Raw genomic sequence first — 17,258 nt, forward strand, 5'->3', positions numbered from 1 at the left:
AGCGCCCCAGGAAAGCATCGGCTCATCCTGGGGCGCAGCATTGTACAAATTCTGACGCACAGATACCACGTTTGCACGCGGCTTTTCACAAATTAAAGTGTAAACCTCGTTACACGTTTAACGAGTGATTAACGAGTGCGCGGGCACACTTCGCCTTCGGCGAAGAAGTAGGCAATTTCACGCGCAGCGGATTCAACGGAGTCAGAACCGTGAGTGCCGTTCTCGGTGAAGCTGTCTGCGTAATCAGCACGCAGCGTGCCTGCCAGCGCGTTAGCCGGGTTGGTTGCGCCCAGCAGGTCACGGTGACGCTGCACCGCGTTTTCACCTTCCAGTACGGAAACCACGATCGGGCCGGACGTCATGAACTCAACCAGACCGTCAAAGAACGGGCGACCTTCGTGCTCGGCATAGAAACCGCGCGCCTGCTCAACGGTCAGGTGCAGCATTTTGGTGCCGACAATTTTGAACCCTGCCGCTTCAAAGCGAGAGAAGATGCTGCCAATAACGTTTTTTGCCACCGCGTTCGGTTTAATGATGGAAAAAGTACGTTCAATAGCCATGTTTACCTCTGTAAGTTGTTCTGTTGCCCTGAATAGGTGTGGCGCGGATTATAAAGAGCAATACGGGCGTTGCCTATGGATGAAGGTAACATTTTTTTAAAATGAGACTATTTTTAGCAACACTCCCCGCCAACAGCGCCATTTCATTGGTTATTGCACCGCAAACTGTACTGTCGCTATCTGCCCTGCGTCATCCATAACCAATAACTGATACTCCCCGCTTTTATCAAGTTTCAGGCTCAATAAGTTGTTATGCGAGGCTAACGGTTCGCCATTCAAAAACCACCAGCGACTGCCTTCGCCGCCGCTGCTTTGTAGCGGCAGCAAGGCAAACGCCTGGCCGGGTATGCGTCTGATAACCGCACCTTCACGCACGCCGCTTAATAACAGTGGCGGCGGTGCGTTATCGTCGCGAGGCGGGCAGCGTTTATCCGCCGCCGGTAAACGGGCTGCGCGGCGTTCACCGGCAGGTAACCACGGCTCCAGCGGTAGCGGCCAGGCAATCCATGTTTTCTGCTGCGCGTCCGGGCAATCTGCGGCAACCCTTCGCCCCTCTTTATTCAGCCAGAGCGGGAAATTGATCCCATGCCCGCCTTCCTGCTCCGGCAATAGCAGCGTTGGCGGCTGGCTACCGTCCAACAGCCAGGTGGTAAGTCGACGGCGACAATTGCTGTCACCAGGCGGCAAGCTTTGCCCGCCCGGCCAGCAGATGACGCCGCTGCTGACCGTTTGCGGGCGCGGGTCGCGCGGCAGTCTCGCCTGTTCAAGCGCTGAGCGCGGCTGCAACAGATTATTGACCTGGTTAAGTAACGGCACCGCACTGGCAAAACCGAACTGCCCGGCAACGGGCGTGCCGTCAGGTCGGCCCGTCCAGATGCCTATCACGTAGCGGGCATTAATCCCTATCGCCCAGGCGTCGCGATAGCCATAACTGGTACCGGTTTTCCACGCCAGCGGCACCACCTGCGGCAACGCTTCGTCGGGCACCGGTTGTGCTTCTCCGGCGAGAATGCGGCGAATAATCCACGCCGCGCCCGGCGACATCAATCGCCGCTCCATCAGCGGGGCGTTGGGGGTCAGCCGCAGGCTTCCCGCTTTCCCCTCACGGGCAAACGCAGTGTAAGCGGCTGCGATATCTTCCAGCCGCGCACCCGCGCCGCCAAGGATGAGTGACAGATTTGGTTCCGCCCCGGTCGGCAAAATCAGCGGCAAACCAACGTTACGCAGATTTCCGGCAAATTTTTTCGGCCCGTAGGCTTCCAGCACCTGCACCGCCGGTAAATTAAGGGAGCGTACCAGCGCTTCATTCATGCTTACCGGACCATGGAAACCACTGTCAAAATTACCGGGCCGATAATCGCCCACCCGGCGCGGCACATCCTGTAACAGTGAGGCAGGATGAATCAGCCCTTCATCCAGCGCGAGGCCATAAATAAAAGGTTTTAACACCGAGCCCGGCGAGCGAACGGCGCTAACCATATCCACATGGCTGAAACGGCTGTCGTCATTGATATCCACAGAGCCAACCCAACCGCGCACTTTCATATCCGTGTGGTCAACGACGATTATCGCCAGCGAGCTGCGCGCCGGCAGGCGGCTTTTCACATTTAACGCCAGATCTTCAAGCTGACGTTGCAGGCTGGCATTCAGCGTGGTGGTGATTTTCAGTGCCTGGCTTTCACCAAGCATTCGCCGGGCGAATAGCGGTGCCAGTTGCGGCATCTGACGCGGCGCCAGCCAGACCGGCTCCTCGCGGGACTCCGCCACCTGCGTTGCCGACCACACCTTTTGCGACACCATGCGCTCCAGCACTTTGTCGCGCGCGGCCTGCGCCCGTTGCGGCCAGCGATCCGGACGTAAACGGCTGGGTGCCTGCGGCAAAACCGCTAACAGCGCCGCTTCGGAATAGCTGAGTTTCGCAGGCGGTTTACCTAAATAAGCCCAACTCGCTGCGCCCACGCCCTGCAGCGTGCCGCCAAACGGCGCGCGGTTCAGATAAAGGGTGAGTATTTCACGTTTTGAGAGGTGCCACTCCAGTTGCAGCGCCCGCCACAGCTGGCGTACCTTGCCGCCGAAGGTGCGCGGATGCGGATCGAGCAGGCGAGCAACCTGCATGGTCAGCGTGCTGCCACCGGAAACGACATGGCCGGAACGCAGATCCTGCCAGGCTGCGCGCGCAATCGACAGGGGATTCACCCCGGGATGCGCCCAGAACCAGCGATCCTCATACTGGATCAGCGCCTGCAGATAGTGGGGCGATACCTCTTCGATAGTGACCGGGTAGCGCCAGATACCATCGGCATCGGCAAAGCGCCACAGCGGCGTACCGTCTTCGGCCACCACCACCCGCGCCGGATCGACTTCGCTCAGCGGCAGCGGCCAGATCTTGTCGGCAGCCATAACGCCCAACACCAACAGCAGCGGAACACCCACCAGCCAGCGCCAGCGGGTGCGTATCAGACGTACGATCCTCACGTTACGGTACGATAATCAGCGGACCACTGGTCGCACCGGTTGCCCGCCACTGCGGAACATACATTGACTCCACCTGCGGAGCGGGAACCTGATAAGTGCCTGGCGTGACCGCGCGCGCCAGGTAAACCAGCGTGACCCACTCTCCTGCGTTTACCGGTACCGCTGCAACAAATCGGTCATCACGAAACTCCATATGCTGGATATCCACTTGTTGCATGCGATTAAGCAGATCCTGCACTTCACTGCCGCTATCTTGCAGACTGGCGCTGCTATCGGCGAGGTTCTGGTTTTCCAGTTCCAGCCCGGCGGGCAGTAAATCAACCACCAGCGCATCCGGTACGTTCTGGCTGGCGTTCACGTCGAGGCGCACCAGCACCAGTTCACCGCTTTTCAGTGACGAAAGTGATTTACTGCGGCCATCGGTTCCGAGGAACGTACGCTCAATTTTTAATACCTTCCCGGACGGCGCGGGTGCCTGCTCCGGATAACCGGTACTGTCGAGACGCAACCATAGCGGTGTGCTGCCGCTATTGGTAACCTGCAATGCCCCCAGTTGATCGGCACTGAGATTACGGCTTTGCGGACGATCGCCACTGAGCCCCGCGGCATCCAGAGAAGTTTGTGCCTGCCACGCGCCAGTGGCGCTTTGCAGGTTACGCCCGGCCATAAATAGCGCATTGCTCTCCTGTGTCGACAACCAGCGCTGACCGTAAGCCTGCTCAGCGAGCGTCGCCAGCAGACGCGGCTGCTCCTGTGGCAGCAGGTTGTTCTCTTCCAGCAGCGCCAGGATCAATGCGTTATCACGCAGTTCGCTGCCGTAATCCGCCAGCCAGAGCCCGGACTGCAGGCGAGACGTTTTCAGCCCCAACGCTAACGCTTGTTCGCTGCGCTGCGCATCGCCCATCAGTTTTAGCGCCACACCCAGCTGCATCAGCGGCAGCGCCGCTTTAGCCTGCTCATGACGTTGCCAGATTTCACGCAGTGCGCCTAACGGTGCTTTCTGCTGGCGCGCCAGCACCAGACCGGCATAGCTTTGTACCGCGAACTTGGTTGCCGGAACGTCATCGCTATAGCGAATGGACATAGCCGCCGGATCCTGCAAATAGCGCAGTAAGCGGTTATTGGCGTTATTCAGCGCATCCATAGGCACGCTGTACCCTTGCGCAGACGCGCTTACCAGGAAGTCGGTGACGTAGGCCGTCAACCAGTACTCTTCCGGCCCGCTCTTGTCCCACAACGCGAAACCGCCATCTTCGCGCTGCATCTGCAGCAGGCGGGAGATACCCAAATCCACCGCCGCGCGGCGCTGCTCATCGCTGTCGCCTTTGATACCCAGCGCTTTCAACTGCGCGGCATTGGTATAAAGCGACGGGAACAACCCGCTGGTGGTCTGTTCAAGACAGCCGTACGGATAAGCACGCAGCTCTTCAATATAGCGCGCCAGATTCAGCGGCGGCTTGCCGCTAAGCAGTAAGCGACCTTGCAAGGTCACTGGTGAAATATTGGCAAGATGCTGCCCAGGCGTATGCCAGCTCTCACCCGGATTGAGCATCACACCGCTATTGACAGTCTGTGCCGCAAACGGGGGACGCACACCGATTTTCCACTGCTTTTGCTGCGGTGCGAACGTTTCACCCGGTAGGGTCAGGCCACTGATTTGCGCACTAATCTCGCCATCGCCAAATCCCTCCAGCGCACGCACCGGAATAAACAGCGTGGTGCGCTCGCCGGCAGAGAGCTTAACCGGCTCCGGTTGGCCACTTTCCAGTCCCAGCAGGCCGCTCGCCGTCAGCGCGACAGTGAGCGTTTGCGGTTGATCAGTCAGGTTAGTCAGATCCAGCGTCAGGCGAGAAGTATCGCCACTGCCAAGGAAGCGGGGGGTATTGAGATCGGCAATCACTGGCGCGGCCACAATCACTTTGCTTTCGGTACTACCAAAGTCTTCCGCCGTCCAGGCTTGAGCCATTACGCGCAGCTCGCCGTTGAAATCGCCAATAGGCAAGCTCACCGTCCCTTCACCATTTTCATCAAGCGTTACCGGCTGTGCCTGCTGAGCAATAATGGTGACATGGTTGACCGGCGGTTTGCCGCCACGGTTAAGCTCGTCGCCATCGCCGCCAAAGCGCAGCGCCGCCAGACGTCCCTGCCCTTCAATCACCTGACCATAAATATCGTAAATATCCGCACCGTAGCGTTTCTGGCCGAAAAAGCCCTGCCACGGATCCGGCGTCACATAATCGGTAATGTTCAGCACACCGCTGTCCACAGCAGAAAGCAGCACGTTAACCTGTTTTGGCGTGGCGCCGTTTTTCACCGCCGCTTTGACTTTCACCGTCAGCGGTTGATTAGGACGCATTTTTTGTGGCGCACTGAGCGTCACGTCAAGGCGACGGTTCTCATCGCCCATCGGCAGATGCAGTAAACCTACCGCGCGTTTTGGCGTGGCGGATTTCGATTTGTCGCCAGGGCGCACCACCAGCGTGCTGATATAGAGATCGTGGCGCTGCCACTTCTGATCGACAGGAATACTCAGATCAACGCCCTCTGCCGGCACATCGATCTCTTTCCACCACAGCGGACCTTCACTGGATTCGATCATTGCATAGCCCTTGCCTGCGGCAGGCGCGGTGACGTGCAATTTGATGGTATCGCCCGGTTTGTAGGCCGGTTTATCCAGTTTCATCGTCACCCGATCCGGCCTTGCCGCACCGGCGCCATCGGTGTTGTCCTGCCAGCTGTAACCGGCCCAGAAGCGCACGCTACTGATGGTATCATCCGGCCCTTTCACTTCCAGACGATAGGATCCCCAGTCCACCGGGAAACTGACTTTTCCGGTTTCATCTGCCTTGAGCGTCAGGCTTTGTTCGCCCTCGACCAGATCTTTCTGGTCGAATTGTGATTGCCAGCCTTCGCTTTCCGACCAGTTCCAGAAGTAGTCGCGGCGTTCACGAATCAAGCGCACCTGCAAATCGCTGACCGCTTTTTTCGCGCCACTGGCATCGCTATAGACGATGTCAAAAGCGGCATTGCTGCCCTCATCAACTATCGGCTGGTTCACGGTGGTGTCAGTGCGATAGTCATATACGGCTTTGGAGGCAAACTGTGGACGAATGCCCGGCAGCGCTTGTGCGGGCCAGATAGCCTGTTCTGCGCGGCGTGTCACCGGGCGACCGCCAGACTCCAGCAGGCTGGCTTGTAAAATCACCTGCAACGGTGAGTGCGAATCCTGCCACTGGCTCGGCGTGGTGATTTCGCCCTGCCCTTGTTTATCCAGCGTCAGATGCACTTCGTCCAGGCTGCGGCTTAGATTCTCTTCGGCAATATCGCCAAACTGGAAGCCCGGCAGTGCCGGAACGGCTTCGCGCAGCGGGCGCAGGAACAGCTGGCCTTGCAGACTGTTCCCGCTGGCCGGCGCGCCATACAGATAGTGACCATCAATGTTAAACACCACATCTGCGGCGGGCTCAACAGGCTCTGGCTGCGGCGTAATGTTCAACGCCATGCGCTCTGGCATGAAATCTTCAACGTGAAAACCCCACTCACGGGAAAGGTTATCCCCGGTGTTCGCACGGATATGCCACATACCGGTTTGCGCGCTGGCTTCCAGCGGGTAAGTAAACTGGTACAGCCCGTTTTGCGGCTGGCTGACCACCGTGCGGATCACCTGCCCGTCCGGTTTTACCACCTCAAGTTTTACCGGCTGCTCTGCCAGCGGCTTGCCGTCGCTGTCGCGCAACAGGCCATTAAGGATCACCGTTTCACCCGGGCGGTAGAGATCGCGCGGGCCAAACATAAAGAACTGTTTGCTGTAGCCAGGATCGCCTGCGATGGCAAACTCGGCGAGATCCAGCGCCGGTAATTTCAGATCCAGCAGCGTGGTTTCACCCGCTTTGCGCGCGAGGATCAACGCCGCTTCTTTATCGGTGCTGAGCGTGGCATGACCATCGCTATCGCTGGTGGCCTGCGCCAGGGTTTGCCCTTTCTCGTTCAGCAACATCGCTTCAATGCCGGAGAGCGCAGCGCCGTTTTCCAGCCCCTGGGTGAAGATATCCAGCCGGTTGTGGTAACGGTGCGCAGAAAGGCCAATGTTACTGAGGGTGAACAGGGTGGCGGCATTGCTGTAGTTGTAATGTCCGGCCTGGTTCATCACCGCGATGTAAACGCCGGTTTGCTGTAACGGCTGAATACCGCCCAGTGGCAACAGCAGTTTTTCACGCGTGTTGCGGGTTGGGTTGAGATCAAAACGGCCGGTATAAACCAGGTCGGCCATTTTCAGTAGCGTTTCCGATTCCCAGTTCGACAACGAACTGCGGTACTCCCACTGGCTGATAAACGCGGCCAGCGATTCCGGTTTCACGCGGTAAAAATTGACGTCAACGTTGTCCACGTTCAGCGCCATCACCGGCAGCCCGTCCACTACTTTGCCTGGCAGCAGCGAACCACGGCTGGCGAAACCGACGCTCGGTTGCACATCGCGGGTGGTGATGGTTTTTTCGTAATCGCTACCGAACGTAGCCTTGTTAAGCGCCAGCAACCCTTTATCGACCGATACCAGCAGCTCGCGGTTCGGTTCGAGATGGCGCAAGCGCAACTCTTTCAGGTTAGGCGCCAGCTCCCAGGCACCATCCACTTTGCCACTTTTTTTATCCACCAGATGCACGGCGGAAGCAAAGTTCTGGTCTGGATCCAGCGGCACCGAGAAGGTCAGCACCAACGTCGCTGCGCCGTCAAGCTGCACTTCTGAGGCATCCAGCAGCGTTAACGGTTTGCCTTCGCTGCGTGCGGCAAGCTCAGCAAGCTTTGCTTTATCCTGCGGGATCGCCGCCGGTGTTTTTTGCTCTGGCGCAGGCGCAGCCTTCGATTCGGGTGCACTGGCGGCCTTAGGCTTATCGTTATCATCGCAGCCCGCGAGCGTAAAGGTGGTGACGAGCGCAAGAGTCAGCGCCGCAAGACGTAGCGGTTTCATTCGTTATCCCTGGTTAAGTAACCTGTTGAAAGAGGCTCACACATTATTATGCGCAACCGTGACAATTACAAAAGCGCCGATGAATTCTGGAAAGCGCCTCGCAAAGCGCACTTAACGTTCTTCACCCTCGCTGTTAAGCCGATCACAGCCCGTAATGTAACATGTTACCTTATGAGTCATTTGTTTTTAAAACAATAAGATAGCTGGATATCCCTTACCACTGGCTGCTAACGTTAAGCGGTCTGTGCACCTTTGTGCGCGGTTCTAATAAGAGAGAACATTATGTCCAGAGCCGTGAATGCCCTACAAAATTTTGGTAAGTCCCTCTTTGGTCCGGTGCTCATTTTGCCCATCGTCGGTTTGTTTATTGCCTTCGGAAATATCTTTGGCAACGGCAACCTGGCCGAATATTTACCTTTTCTTGGTCATCCGTTTATTCAAAACGTCGGCCAGCTCATTGCCAAATCCGCCGTCTCCGTGCTGGCTAACCTGGCACTGGTGTTTGCTGTCGGCATCCCGGTCGGGCTGGCTTCGCGGGATAAAGGCTATGCCGCGTTAATTGGTCTGGTGACGTTTATTGTTTTCATCAACGCCATGAATGTCACTCTGCAGATGCAGGGGGCGCTGGCTCCGGCCGCGCAGATGAAAGCCGCCGGGCAAAGCATGGTGCTGGGCGTGCAGGTGCTGGAGATGGGCGTTTTCGCCGGCATACTCACCGGCGCGCTGTCGGGCTATCTGTACGATAAATATTCCGGCGTACAGTTTTCCGGCGCGATGGCGATTTACTCCGGCCACTGTTTTGTCGCCATTATTATGCTGCCGGTATCCATCGTGCTCGGCGTGGTGATGAGTGAGTTATGGCCCTTTGCCCAGCACGGCATCAGCACGCTGGCGCTGGCGATCAAAGGTGCCGGGCCATTTGGTGTGGCGGTGTACGGTTTTCTGGAGCGCATTCTGGTGCCGACCGGGCTGCATCACCTGGTTTATACACCGTTTCTGTACACGGAGTTAGGTGGTACGGCAGATGTGTGCGGCAGCACCTACCAAGGCGCACGCAATATCTACTTCGCAGAAATGGCCTGCCCGAGCGTCACACAATTGAGCAGCACGGCGGTGTGGGATGCGCGCGGCATCAGTAAAATGTTCGGCCTGCCCGCCGCCGCGCTGGCGATGTATATCACCGCGAAACCGGAACGCAAAGCCGCAGCAAAAGCCATTTTGATCCCCGCCGCGCTCACCTCGTTGCTGGTGGGTGTGACCGAACCGATTGAGTTCTCGTTCCTGTTTGTCGCGCCGCTACTGTTTGTGGTTCACGCCGTACTGACCGGCATTGGCATGATGCTGTTTTCCCTGTTTGGCGTTCACGCCATCGGCGCGAATGGCATTATCGATTTCATTCTCTACAACCTGCCGCTCGGCACCGTGAAATCCAACTGGCCGATGTACATCCTCGTCGGGCTCATCATGTTCGCCCTCTACTTCGTTATCTTCCGCTTCCTGATTTTGCGCTTCGATATGAAAACGCCAGGGCGTGAGGATGACAGCGAAGAGACGCGCCTTTACAGCAAGCAGGATTACCAGGCAAAAGGCAATAACGACGCAGTTGGCGAAGCGATTATCGAAGGGCTGGGCGGGCGCGCCAATATTGAAGTGGTGGATAACTGCTACACCCGCCTGCGCGTCACGGTGAAAGACACCGCGGTAATTAATGAGCCGCAGCTAAAAGCGACAGGCGCGAAAGGCGTGATTAAACAAGGTAATAACGTTCAGGTGGTCTACGGGCTGCATGTCAAAAAAATGCGAGAAGCGGTTGAGATGTTTCTCTAAAGGAGTCCAGAAATGATTAAACCCCCGTTTATTTTATCGATCGCTGGTGGCGGCAGCACCTACACCCCGGGCATTGTCAAAAGCCTGATGGTGAGACTGGAAGATTTTCCGCTGGCGGAAATCCGCCTTTACGATATCGATGAAACCCGGCAAAACACCATCGCGCCGGTGGTGGAAAAAGTGATCCGTGACCACAGCCAGAGCATCAAATTTACCGTCACCAGTGATGCGGAAACGGCGTTTCGCGGCGCACATTTTGTCTTCGCGCAGATGCGCGTCGGGCAGTACAAAATGCGCGAGCAGGATGAAAAGATCCCGCTGCGCCACGGCGTGGTGGGTCAGGAAACCTGCGGGCCTGGCGGGCTGGCTTACGGGCTGCGTACCATTTTGCCAATGGTAGAACTGATAGATCTGGTGGAACGTTACGCCGATAAAAGCGCCTGGATCGTTAACTACTCGAACCCGGCAGCGATTGTCGCCGAAGGGGTGCGCCGTCTGCGTCCCGACGCGCGCGTGCTGAATATTTGTGATATGCCGGTGGCGGCAATGCGCAATATGGGCGCGATCCTCGGCGTTGATCGCCACAAACTGGAGGTGGATTACTTCGGTCTGAATCACTTTGGCTGGTTTACCAAAGTGCGGGTCGATGGTGAAGACCGGCTGCCGGAGCTGCGCGAGCACGTCGCCCGTTTTGGTCTGTTAACTGAAGATGCCGCGCAAACCGATCCGCAACACTCGGATCCGTCGTGGGTGAAAACCTGGCGCAACATCAAGCCGATTATGGATCACTTCCCGGAATTTTTGCCGAACCCCTATTTGCAGTATTACCTGATGCCAAACGACATCGTTGCGCATCAAAACGCTGATTACACCCGAGCCAATGAAGTGATGGACGGGCGCGAGAAAAAACTGTTTGCCGCCGCGGCGGAATATCAGCGCACCGGCATTCTGCCGGATGCGTTCCATGTTGGCGTACACGGCGCGTTTATCGTCGATGTCGCTTGTTCGCTGGCTTTTGACCTGCGCCAGCGTCACCTGGTGATTGTGGAAAACAAAGGGGCGATTGCTAACCTGCCTTACGATGCGATGGTGGAAGTCCCGGCTTATATCACCAGTGAAGGGCCGGAGCCAGTGCGGATGGGCGCGGTGCCGCTGTTTCATCAGACCTTGTTGATGCAACAACTGGCGTCGGAACAACTGCTGGTAGAAGCCACTATTGAAGGCAGTTACGAGAAAGCGCTACAGGCATTTACCCTCAACCGCACCGTACCGACCATGCAGCACGCGAAAGCGATTCTTGATGAGATGATTGAAGCCAACCGTGACTACTGGCCAGCGCTGCAAAAAGCATGGGAAAACGGCAAACCAGCATAAAAATAACGAGGTCGCTCGCGGCGTTAGCGAAGTCGGCTTGTCGGGTCATGAAAAAACGTTAACAATTCAGGTTACTGTTGATGACACGGAGACAACCATGTCCACCTCGTTTTTTGTCGCGGCCGACTGGCTGATAGAGCACAGCGATGATCCCGAAATCCAGCTGATTGATGCGCGGATGGCGCCAGTGGGTCAGGAGCATCGCGACATGAGAGCGGAATACCGCGCCGGGCACCTTCCCGGTGCGGTCTTTTTTGATATCGAAGCCCTTTCCGATCACACCACACCGCTGCCGCATATGCTGACGCGCCCGGAAGCGTTCGCCGTGGCGATGCGCGAACTGGGCATCAGCCAGGATAAACATCTGGTGGTGTATGACGAAGGCAATCTCTTCTCTGCCCCGCGCGCCTGGTGGATGTTACGTAATCACGGCGTGGAAAATGTCTCGATTCTGGCCGGTGGGCTGGCAGGCTGGCAGCGCGATGCCCTGCCGCTGCAAAAAGGCGACGTGCCGCTGCCGGAGTCCGACTTCAATGCCAATTTCGATCCTCACGTAGTGAAAAAACTGACCGACGTGCTGCTGGCGAGCCACGAAGGCACGGCACAAATTGTCGATGCCCGCCCTGCTCCGCGTTTTAATGGCGAAGTGGATGAACCGCGCGCGGGCCTGAAGCGCGGCCATATCCCCGGCGCGCTGAATGTACCGTGGGTCGATTTAGTCGTTGAAGGTGAACTGAAAACCACCGATGAGCTGGCGGCGATTTTCCGCCGCCAGGGTGTGGATCTGGACAAACCTATCATCGCCAGCTGCGGCTCCGGCGTGACGGCATCGGTGGTGATCCTTGCACTGGAAACGCTTGGTGCAAGTAACGTGACGCTGTATGACGGCTCCTGGAGTGAATGGGGCGCGCGCGACGATTTACCCATCGAAACGGCGTAAATGGACAACCGACTGGCACCACTGCTGACGCGCGGGGAGTCGCTGACCCGCGCGGAATATCGTGTTCTTGCGCATCTGACGGAACACCCGTTGCTGGTGGGGAACATCACGGTACGCGAACTGGCGCAGGCGACATTTGTCTCCACCGCCACCATTATTCGCCTGTGCCAGAAGCTCGGTTTCAGTGGCTATAGCGAGTTTATCTGGCACTGCAAACAGCGGCTGGCAGACACGCCGCACATTACCGGGCCACACAGTGAACCCGCCGAGCTACCCGCCGCTTTCGCGCAGTTTATGGCGAATTATCAGCGCACGTTTCAGTGGGTGAGCGCGGAAAAACGGCAGCATTTTGCCGCCCTGCTGCATGAGCAGGAGAGCTTTTTTCTGTATGGTGCCGGGTTTTCCTATCTGTTTGCTGAGTATCTGACCAAGAAATTACAGGTGCTGGGCAAGACGGCGTTTATTTCCGGGCCGGGCGACAGCCGGAATATCTTTCTCAGTAACGCGGCGCGCTACCAGGTGTTTATTGCCGTCTCCCGCAGCGGTGAAACGGAACAAGTGCTGGATAAAGCGCGTATTGCGCGCACGGTCGGTATGACGGTGGTGGCATTTACCCGCGCGTCGGTAAACCCGCTGGCGGAGATGGCGGATATCCATTTCGCGCTGTACGACGAAGCGGTGCATTTTGCCGCTGAAGCCGCCGGGATCACCTCGTTCGAGTCAAATCTGGTGCTGCTGATGGATCTGTTGCTGCTGGAAGCGACGCAATAACGCTTGCCGCAGCGCGGCAAGCATCAGCAAATGCGCAAATTACGAATGGCTCAGTTCACGCCGCGCCCAGGCCGCCTGAATGTATTCATGAAGCGCGACATACAGCTCCTCAATCGGCATTTTTTCCCGCTGTGCGCCTTTCAACACCCCGCCGGGCAGACTTATCACCACTTTGCGCTTCTTCGGATCAACAACAAAATTGCGGAACAAACGCCCCACGGTGCAGGTAGGTGGCTGATAACCCTCCCGCCAGTAGAGATCGATAAATACCCAGTCATTAACGCTACGAATATCAATGTTTTCAATCTCCGCCAGCAATAGCGGCGCGCTGAGCTGATAGCTTTCGATGCCTTGTGCCGTCAGTGTGAACAGCGGCTGGCGCACGCGCGTATACATCGTCCAGCTTCCCAGTCCAAAGATCAGCCCACCAACGGCCAGCCCAAAAATTATCTTCTCCATTGAGGGATTGGCGGTGGCGTTCCACTGGATGCTCAGCGTGAGGACTAAACCGGCACCGGCAACACAGAGCACCGCCAGCACCAGGAACAGCCAGAAATTTTTCTTACGCAGCGAGACAACGACGCTTTCCGTGGAGTGTGCTGCCAGATTCTCTAATTCGGCCTGATAAGCGTCATGATGTGCTTCCACATTGCTCGCCATGCCAGCGGTTAACGCGGCTGATAAAGCCGAAGCATCACGGAATAAACTGCGCATCCACTGGTAATCTGCCTCATCCGCCGGGCGCGACGCCCTGGCCAGCAGCGTTTCATCCAGCGGCACATTCAGTTGCTCGATACGCACGCGCGTCGGCGGGTGGCTGTCTGTTGGGTGCGCCAGTTCCTGCTCAAGCGAGGCGGCAACATCAAAACGTCCGCCCTCACGCAGCGAAGCAAACAAGCTGTGCACCAGATCGTGCGTCTCAAGTTTGCGATTAAAGAACAGCTCCATCGGCGCGTTAAAGCGTTCATTGAGCGCAGAGAAACGCAGGAGCGAGGCCGCCAGCGCCTGCGGCGAGCTGGTACGCGCGCCCGCAGCGTCCGCCGCCAGTTCGCGTACGCGGCTCCAGCCATTGACCGTTTCATGGAACTGACGGTAAAACCAGAGGCCGAGATGAATAGTCGGGTTGAGCGCCAGCCGCTCAAGCCAGCCGCTGCTCGCCACATCGCGATAAAAGTAGTCGAGACTGTTTTCCATACCGGCATACAGCCCGGCAAAATGCAGGGTGTAGACGGTGTCATTACCGGTAAAATGTCCCAACTCATGACCAATCACGGCAGCCACTTCGTCTTTATTCATAAACGCGGCGTAGCTGAGCGGGAAATAGAGCGTGTTGCCGGTTAACCGCGCGTCATTTTCAATTTGCACCGGGCTTGCGGTGACGTAAAAACCCTCAAATAAACCGACAACAATATTATCCGGCACAATAGCCTGCCCGCGCTGGGCTAATTCTCTGACCCAGCGCCACAGTTCCGGCGCGTCGGCTTCAGAAACAGCTGCACCATGAACCTGCATATCTTGTGGCTCAAACAGCGCAAAGCAGCGTTTTAGTAAGAACAGGCTTTTCAGCACCATAAATACCAGCGAACCAATGATCAGCAAAACAAATATCACCAGTTTGATATTAAAGGCGCTCGCCCTGCCGAGCGTGTAGATCCAGCACACTTCATATAACAGTACGCAGACCAGCGCGAAACCAATCGACGCCATTACGCCAACCATAATAAATGGCAGTAACTTGCGACAAAGGGTAAACGCAGCAATGAGCTTTTCCGCAGATATACGGGCTTTCCGTACGCTTAAAATACAGAGAATTACCGCGCTGGTACTGGCAATCAAGCCCAACAGGGAAAACAACATACCGGCTTTGGCGAGGATCTGGCGCGACATATCGGCAAATACGCTGTGACCGACAAAACCATATTGCGTGACCTGATAAACATCCACTTCGTTAATACGGATATTCTGCCAGCAGGCGTAGAAGAAAAGAATTAACGGTACGCCGAAGCAGTACAGCAGGCTTTTTTTGTCCATAAAAAGTAACCGTAAAGAAACGTAAAAACGAACCGTATCACAGGTATGGGATTAATACATAATTTATGGAATTTACAGCGAAAGCCGTACGACGTTATTAATGAAAGGCTAATAATTCACTTTTTTAAATAATAGAAGGCGGTACATAACATACCGCCCGATAATTAAATAATGCGATTTTGCTTAAAGTCACGCAGGAAACTTCCCCAGCGTCGTTCGTAGAAAGGGGTAATATGCGCCATCATAAAATGGCTAATTCCTTTTTCACCTTCAACGACCTGGCAAATATCTACCGGCTCATCACCGGGCAGCGTATCGGTCGCCACACTGCCCGCGGCGTGAATAATCTCTTCAATATCGCCATCGGCTTCGATTCCAATCAGCAGATTGGGCTGCTCATCAGCTTTCTCTTTGATTGAGCAGAGAAACGCGCGCTTCACGGTTTTGATGCTTTTAAACAGCGTGGTCAGCGAATCCACCATTTGTGCGGGCGGTTCAGCCACGTCGGAAAGCAGCAGCGCCGTGCCGCCCTCCAGCACTTCCTGCTGGCTTAGAGGGCTGCCCTCTTCGCCCACCAGGTGGCTGATTTCTCGCGGGGTGAACTCTTTGCCGGTCGGTAACTTGGCATTGAGAAACAGCGTCTCGCCGAGCGTCATTTCAAACAGTGTGCGCGCAGGCATCACCACAAACGCCCGCTCCTCTTCCACCGCCTGTTGCAGGGCTTCGAGCGAGGTAAAGAACGGGATCACGGAGGTGCCGTCATCTTTTTCCCAGTGCTGTAAATCAAGCGCGCTGTCTTCAACAATAGCTTCGCCCTCCGCCGCCGTGCCAGGCACCCAAACCGTGGATTCCAGCAGCGTGCGGAAAAATGCCGGACGATACGCAGGCTCAGTCGCGGCCTGTTCCAGCAGGGTTTCTAATTCGTTTTTGCTTTCTGACATAGTGGTTCCAGAGAGTTTCCTCTCCCTTGCGGGAGAGGAAAAAGATTACTTCGCGGTTAACAGATTCGCCAGGGTACGCACGCCAAGGCCGGTTGCCCCTGCGGCCCACTGCTCAACCGCCGCTTTACGATAGGTAGCTGAGCAGTCGATGTGCAGCCAGCCCTGCTGGTAGTTTTCAACAAAATGCGACAGGAAACCGGCCGCCGTGCTCGCCCCTGCCGGGAATGAACCACCCGCGGTGTTGTTCAGCTCTGCGAAATTAGAGGGCAGTTGATTGCGATGGAATTCGGCCAGCGGCAAGCGCCAGAACGGCTCGTTTTCCGCGCTGGCACTGCTGAGCAAACGTCCGGCAAGCGCATCGTCAAAGCTGAAAAGCGCGTGATAATCATTGCCCAGCGCGGTTTTCGCCGCACCGGTCAGCGTTGCCGCATCAATAATCAGCTCTGGTTTCTGCGCAGAAGCGTCGATCAGGCCATCGGCCAGCACCAGACGCCCTTCCGCATCGGTATTCATGATTTCGACGGTTTTACCGTTACGATAACGGATGATATCGCCCAGTTTGAAGGCGTTGCCACTAATCAGGTTATCGGCACAGCACAGGTACAGTTTGATGCGTTTATCCAGCCCGCGATGGATGGCAAACGCCAGCGCACCGGTCACCAGCGCCGCGCCGCCCATATCGGATTTCATGGAATCCATTGAGGAAGTCGGCTTAATGCTGTAACCGCCGGAATCGAAGGTTATGCCTTTGCCCACCAGCGCGGCATAAACCGGCGCGTCCGGGTTACCGGTCGGGTTGAAGTCCAGCGCCAGCAGTACCGGCGGGCGCTCGGAACCACGGCCAACCGTATGCAGACCGAGATAATTCTGCTCGCGCAGATCTTCCCCTTTGGTGATGCGATACGAGACGTTATCGCCACCGACTTTGTGCAGCAGATCGACCGCGCGCTGCGCCAGTTGCTCCGGCCCTAACTCTTCCGCCGGGGCGTTGATGGTGTCGCGCACCCAGTCGATCACCAGTAGGCGACTATCCAGCTCTTTTTGCTCTGCGTCGTTAAGCTGCGCCCATTCGACTTTGCGCGTGCCTTTTGGCCCTTTATAACCGGCCCAGAACGCCCAGCTGCGATCCGCGTCCCAGCCTTCACCGCTCAGAGCAACATGCTTGATGCCCATGCCGTCGATTTTACGCGCGGCGCGTTGGATCAGGCCTAAGTCATCTTTCCCGGTCAGATGCAGTGCGATGCCGTCGTTATTGATGCTGTAAGTGGCTTTTTCACCCCAGCGCGCGTCGGCGCTTTGCGTTGTCAGCGTAATTTTCATAGCTTCTGTCATTATTTTTATCCTTATGGCTGTTCATGAAAACGGGCCGCCCG

The 17,258-nt window shown here is 56.7% G+C and carries 10 protein-coding genes; 4 read left to right on the forward strand and 6 right to left on the reverse strand.

The window, feature by feature from the left end:
• Positions 1 to 128: 128 nt before the first annotated feature.
• The 3 genes from ndk to H650_RS07580 all read right to left on the reverse strand — a co-directional run bounded on the left by ndk (position 129) and on the right by H650_RS07580 (position 8,001).
• The gene (gene ndk / locus H650_RS07570; protein WP_017458995.1) at positions 129 to 560 is read right to left on the reverse strand and encodes a nucleoside-diphosphate kinase; all 432 of its coding nucleotides are present in this window, start codon (positions 558 to 560) and stop codon (positions 129 to 131) included.
• 150 nt (positions 561 to 710) lie between these two features.
• Positions 711 to 3,035 (reverse strand): peptidoglycan glycosyltransferase PbpC, encoded by a 2,325-nt coding sequence (pbpC, locus tag H650_RS07575; protein WP_020454716.1) that lies wholly within the window; start codon positions 3,033 to 3,035, stop codon positions 711 to 713.
• Between the two features lies 1 nt (position 3,036).
• Positions 3,037 to 8,001 carry an alpha-2-macroglobulin family protein gene (locus H650_RS07580; RefSeq protein WP_020454717.1) on the reverse strand — a complete coding sequence of 1,655 codons (4,965 nt, stop codon included), beginning with the start codon at positions 7,999 to 8,001 and terminating at the stop codon, positions 3,037 to 3,039.
• Positions 8,002 to 8,283: 282 nt separating this feature from the next.
• Between H650_RS07580 and H650_RS07585 the strand changes: the two genes are divergently transcribed.
• The 4 genes from H650_RS07585 to H650_RS07600 all read left to right on the forward strand — a co-directional run bounded on the left by H650_RS07585 (position 8,284) and on the right by H650_RS07600 (position 12,913).
• Positions 8,284 to 9,828, forward strand: a complete 1,545-nt coding sequence (locus H650_RS07585; RefSeq protein WP_020454718.1) for a PTS transporter subunit EIIC — start codon at positions 8,284 to 8,286, stop codon at positions 9,826 to 9,828.
• 12 nt (positions 9,829 to 9,840) lie between these two features.
• Positions 9,841 to 11,202, forward strand: coding sequence for a 6-phospho-alpha-glucosidase (locus H650_RS07590; RefSeq protein ID WP_020454719.1), 1,362 nt, complete (start codon positions 9,841 to 9,843; stop codon positions 11,200 to 11,202).
• A gap of 97 nt (positions 11,203 to 11,299) precedes the next feature.
• Positions 11,300 to 12,142: a 3-mercaptopyruvate sulfurtransferase gene (gene sseA, locus H650_RS07595; protein WP_020454720.1), complete on the forward strand. Its 843-nt coding sequence runs from the start codon at positions 11,300 to 11,302 to the stop codon at positions 12,140 to 12,142.
• Complete coding sequence (locus H650_RS07600; RefSeq protein WP_020454721.1) at positions 12,143 to 12,913, forward strand: MurR/RpiR family transcriptional regulator; 771 nt, start codon at positions 12,143 to 12,145, stop codon at positions 12,911 to 12,913.
• A gap of 39 nt (positions 12,914 to 12,952) precedes the next feature.
• Here the strand turns inward: H650_RS07600 and H650_RS07605 are convergent, their stop codons facing one another.
• The 3 genes from H650_RS07605 to pepB all read right to left on the reverse strand — a co-directional run bounded on the left by H650_RS07605 (position 12,953) and on the right by pepB (position 17,217).
• On the reverse strand, positions 12,953 to 14,944 hold the full coding sequence (locus tag H650_RS07605; protein ID WP_020454722.1) for a M48 family metallopeptidase: 1,992 nt from the start codon (positions 14,942 to 14,944) through the stop codon (positions 12,953 to 12,955).
• A 164-nt stretch (positions 14,945 to 15,108) separates the two neighbouring features.
• Positions 15,109 to 15,885 (reverse strand): enhanced serine sensitivity protein SseB, encoded by a 777-nt coding sequence (sseB, locus tag H650_RS07610; protein WP_020454723.1) that lies wholly within the window; start codon positions 15,883 to 15,885, stop codon positions 15,109 to 15,111.
• A gap of 45 nt (positions 15,886 to 15,930) precedes the next feature.
• Positions 15,931 to 17,217 carry an aminopeptidase PepB gene (pepB, locus tag H650_RS07615; protein WP_020454724.1) on the reverse strand — a complete coding sequence of 429 codons (1,287 nt, stop codon included), beginning with the start codon at positions 17,215 to 17,217 and terminating at the stop codon, positions 15,931 to 15,933.
• Between the last annotated feature and the right edge of the window lie 41 nt (positions 17,218 to 17,258).

Source organism: Enterobacter sp. R4-368, assembly GCF_000410515.1.
In the GTDB taxonomy this organism is placed as follows: domain Bacteria; phylum Pseudomonadota; class Gammaproteobacteria; order Enterobacterales; family Enterobacteriaceae; genus Kosakonia.

Excerpts from the sequence above, each read along its gene's own strand:
- ndk (WP_017458995.1), bottom strand. The coding sequence starts at position 560 with ATGGCTATTGAACGTACTTTTTCCATCATTAAACCGAACGCGGTGGCA.
- H650_RS07605 (WP_020454722.1), bottom strand. The coding sequence starts at position 14,944 with ATGGACAAAAAAAGCCTGCTGTACTGCTTCGGCGTACCGTTAATTCTT.
- pepB (WP_020454724.1), bottom strand. The coding sequence starts at position 17,217 with ATGACAGAAGCTATGAAAATTACGCTGACAACGCAAAGCGCCGACGCG.
- H650_RS07600 (WP_020454721.1), top strand. The coding sequence starts at position 12,143 with ATGGACAACCGACTGGCACCACTGCTGACGCGCGGGGAGTCGCTGACC.
- H650_RS07580 (WP_020454717.1), bottom strand. The coding sequence starts at position 8,001 with ATGAAACCGCTACGTCTTGCGGCGCTGACTCTTGCGCTCGTCACCACC.
- sseB (WP_020454723.1), bottom strand. The coding sequence starts at position 15,885 with ATGTCAGAAAGCAAAAACGAATTAGAAACCCTGCTGGAACAGGCCGCG.
- sseA (WP_020454720.1), top strand. The coding sequence starts at position 11,300 with ATGTCCACCTCGTTTTTTGTCGCGGCCGACTGGCTGATAGAGCACAGC.
- H650_RS07585 (WP_020454718.1), top strand. The coding sequence starts at position 8,284 with ATGTCCAGAGCCGTGAATGCCCTACAAAATTTTGGTAAGTCCCTCTTT.
- H650_RS07590 (WP_020454719.1), top strand. The coding sequence starts at position 9,841 with ATGATTAAACCCCCGTTTATTTTATCGATCGCTGGTGGCGGCAGCACC.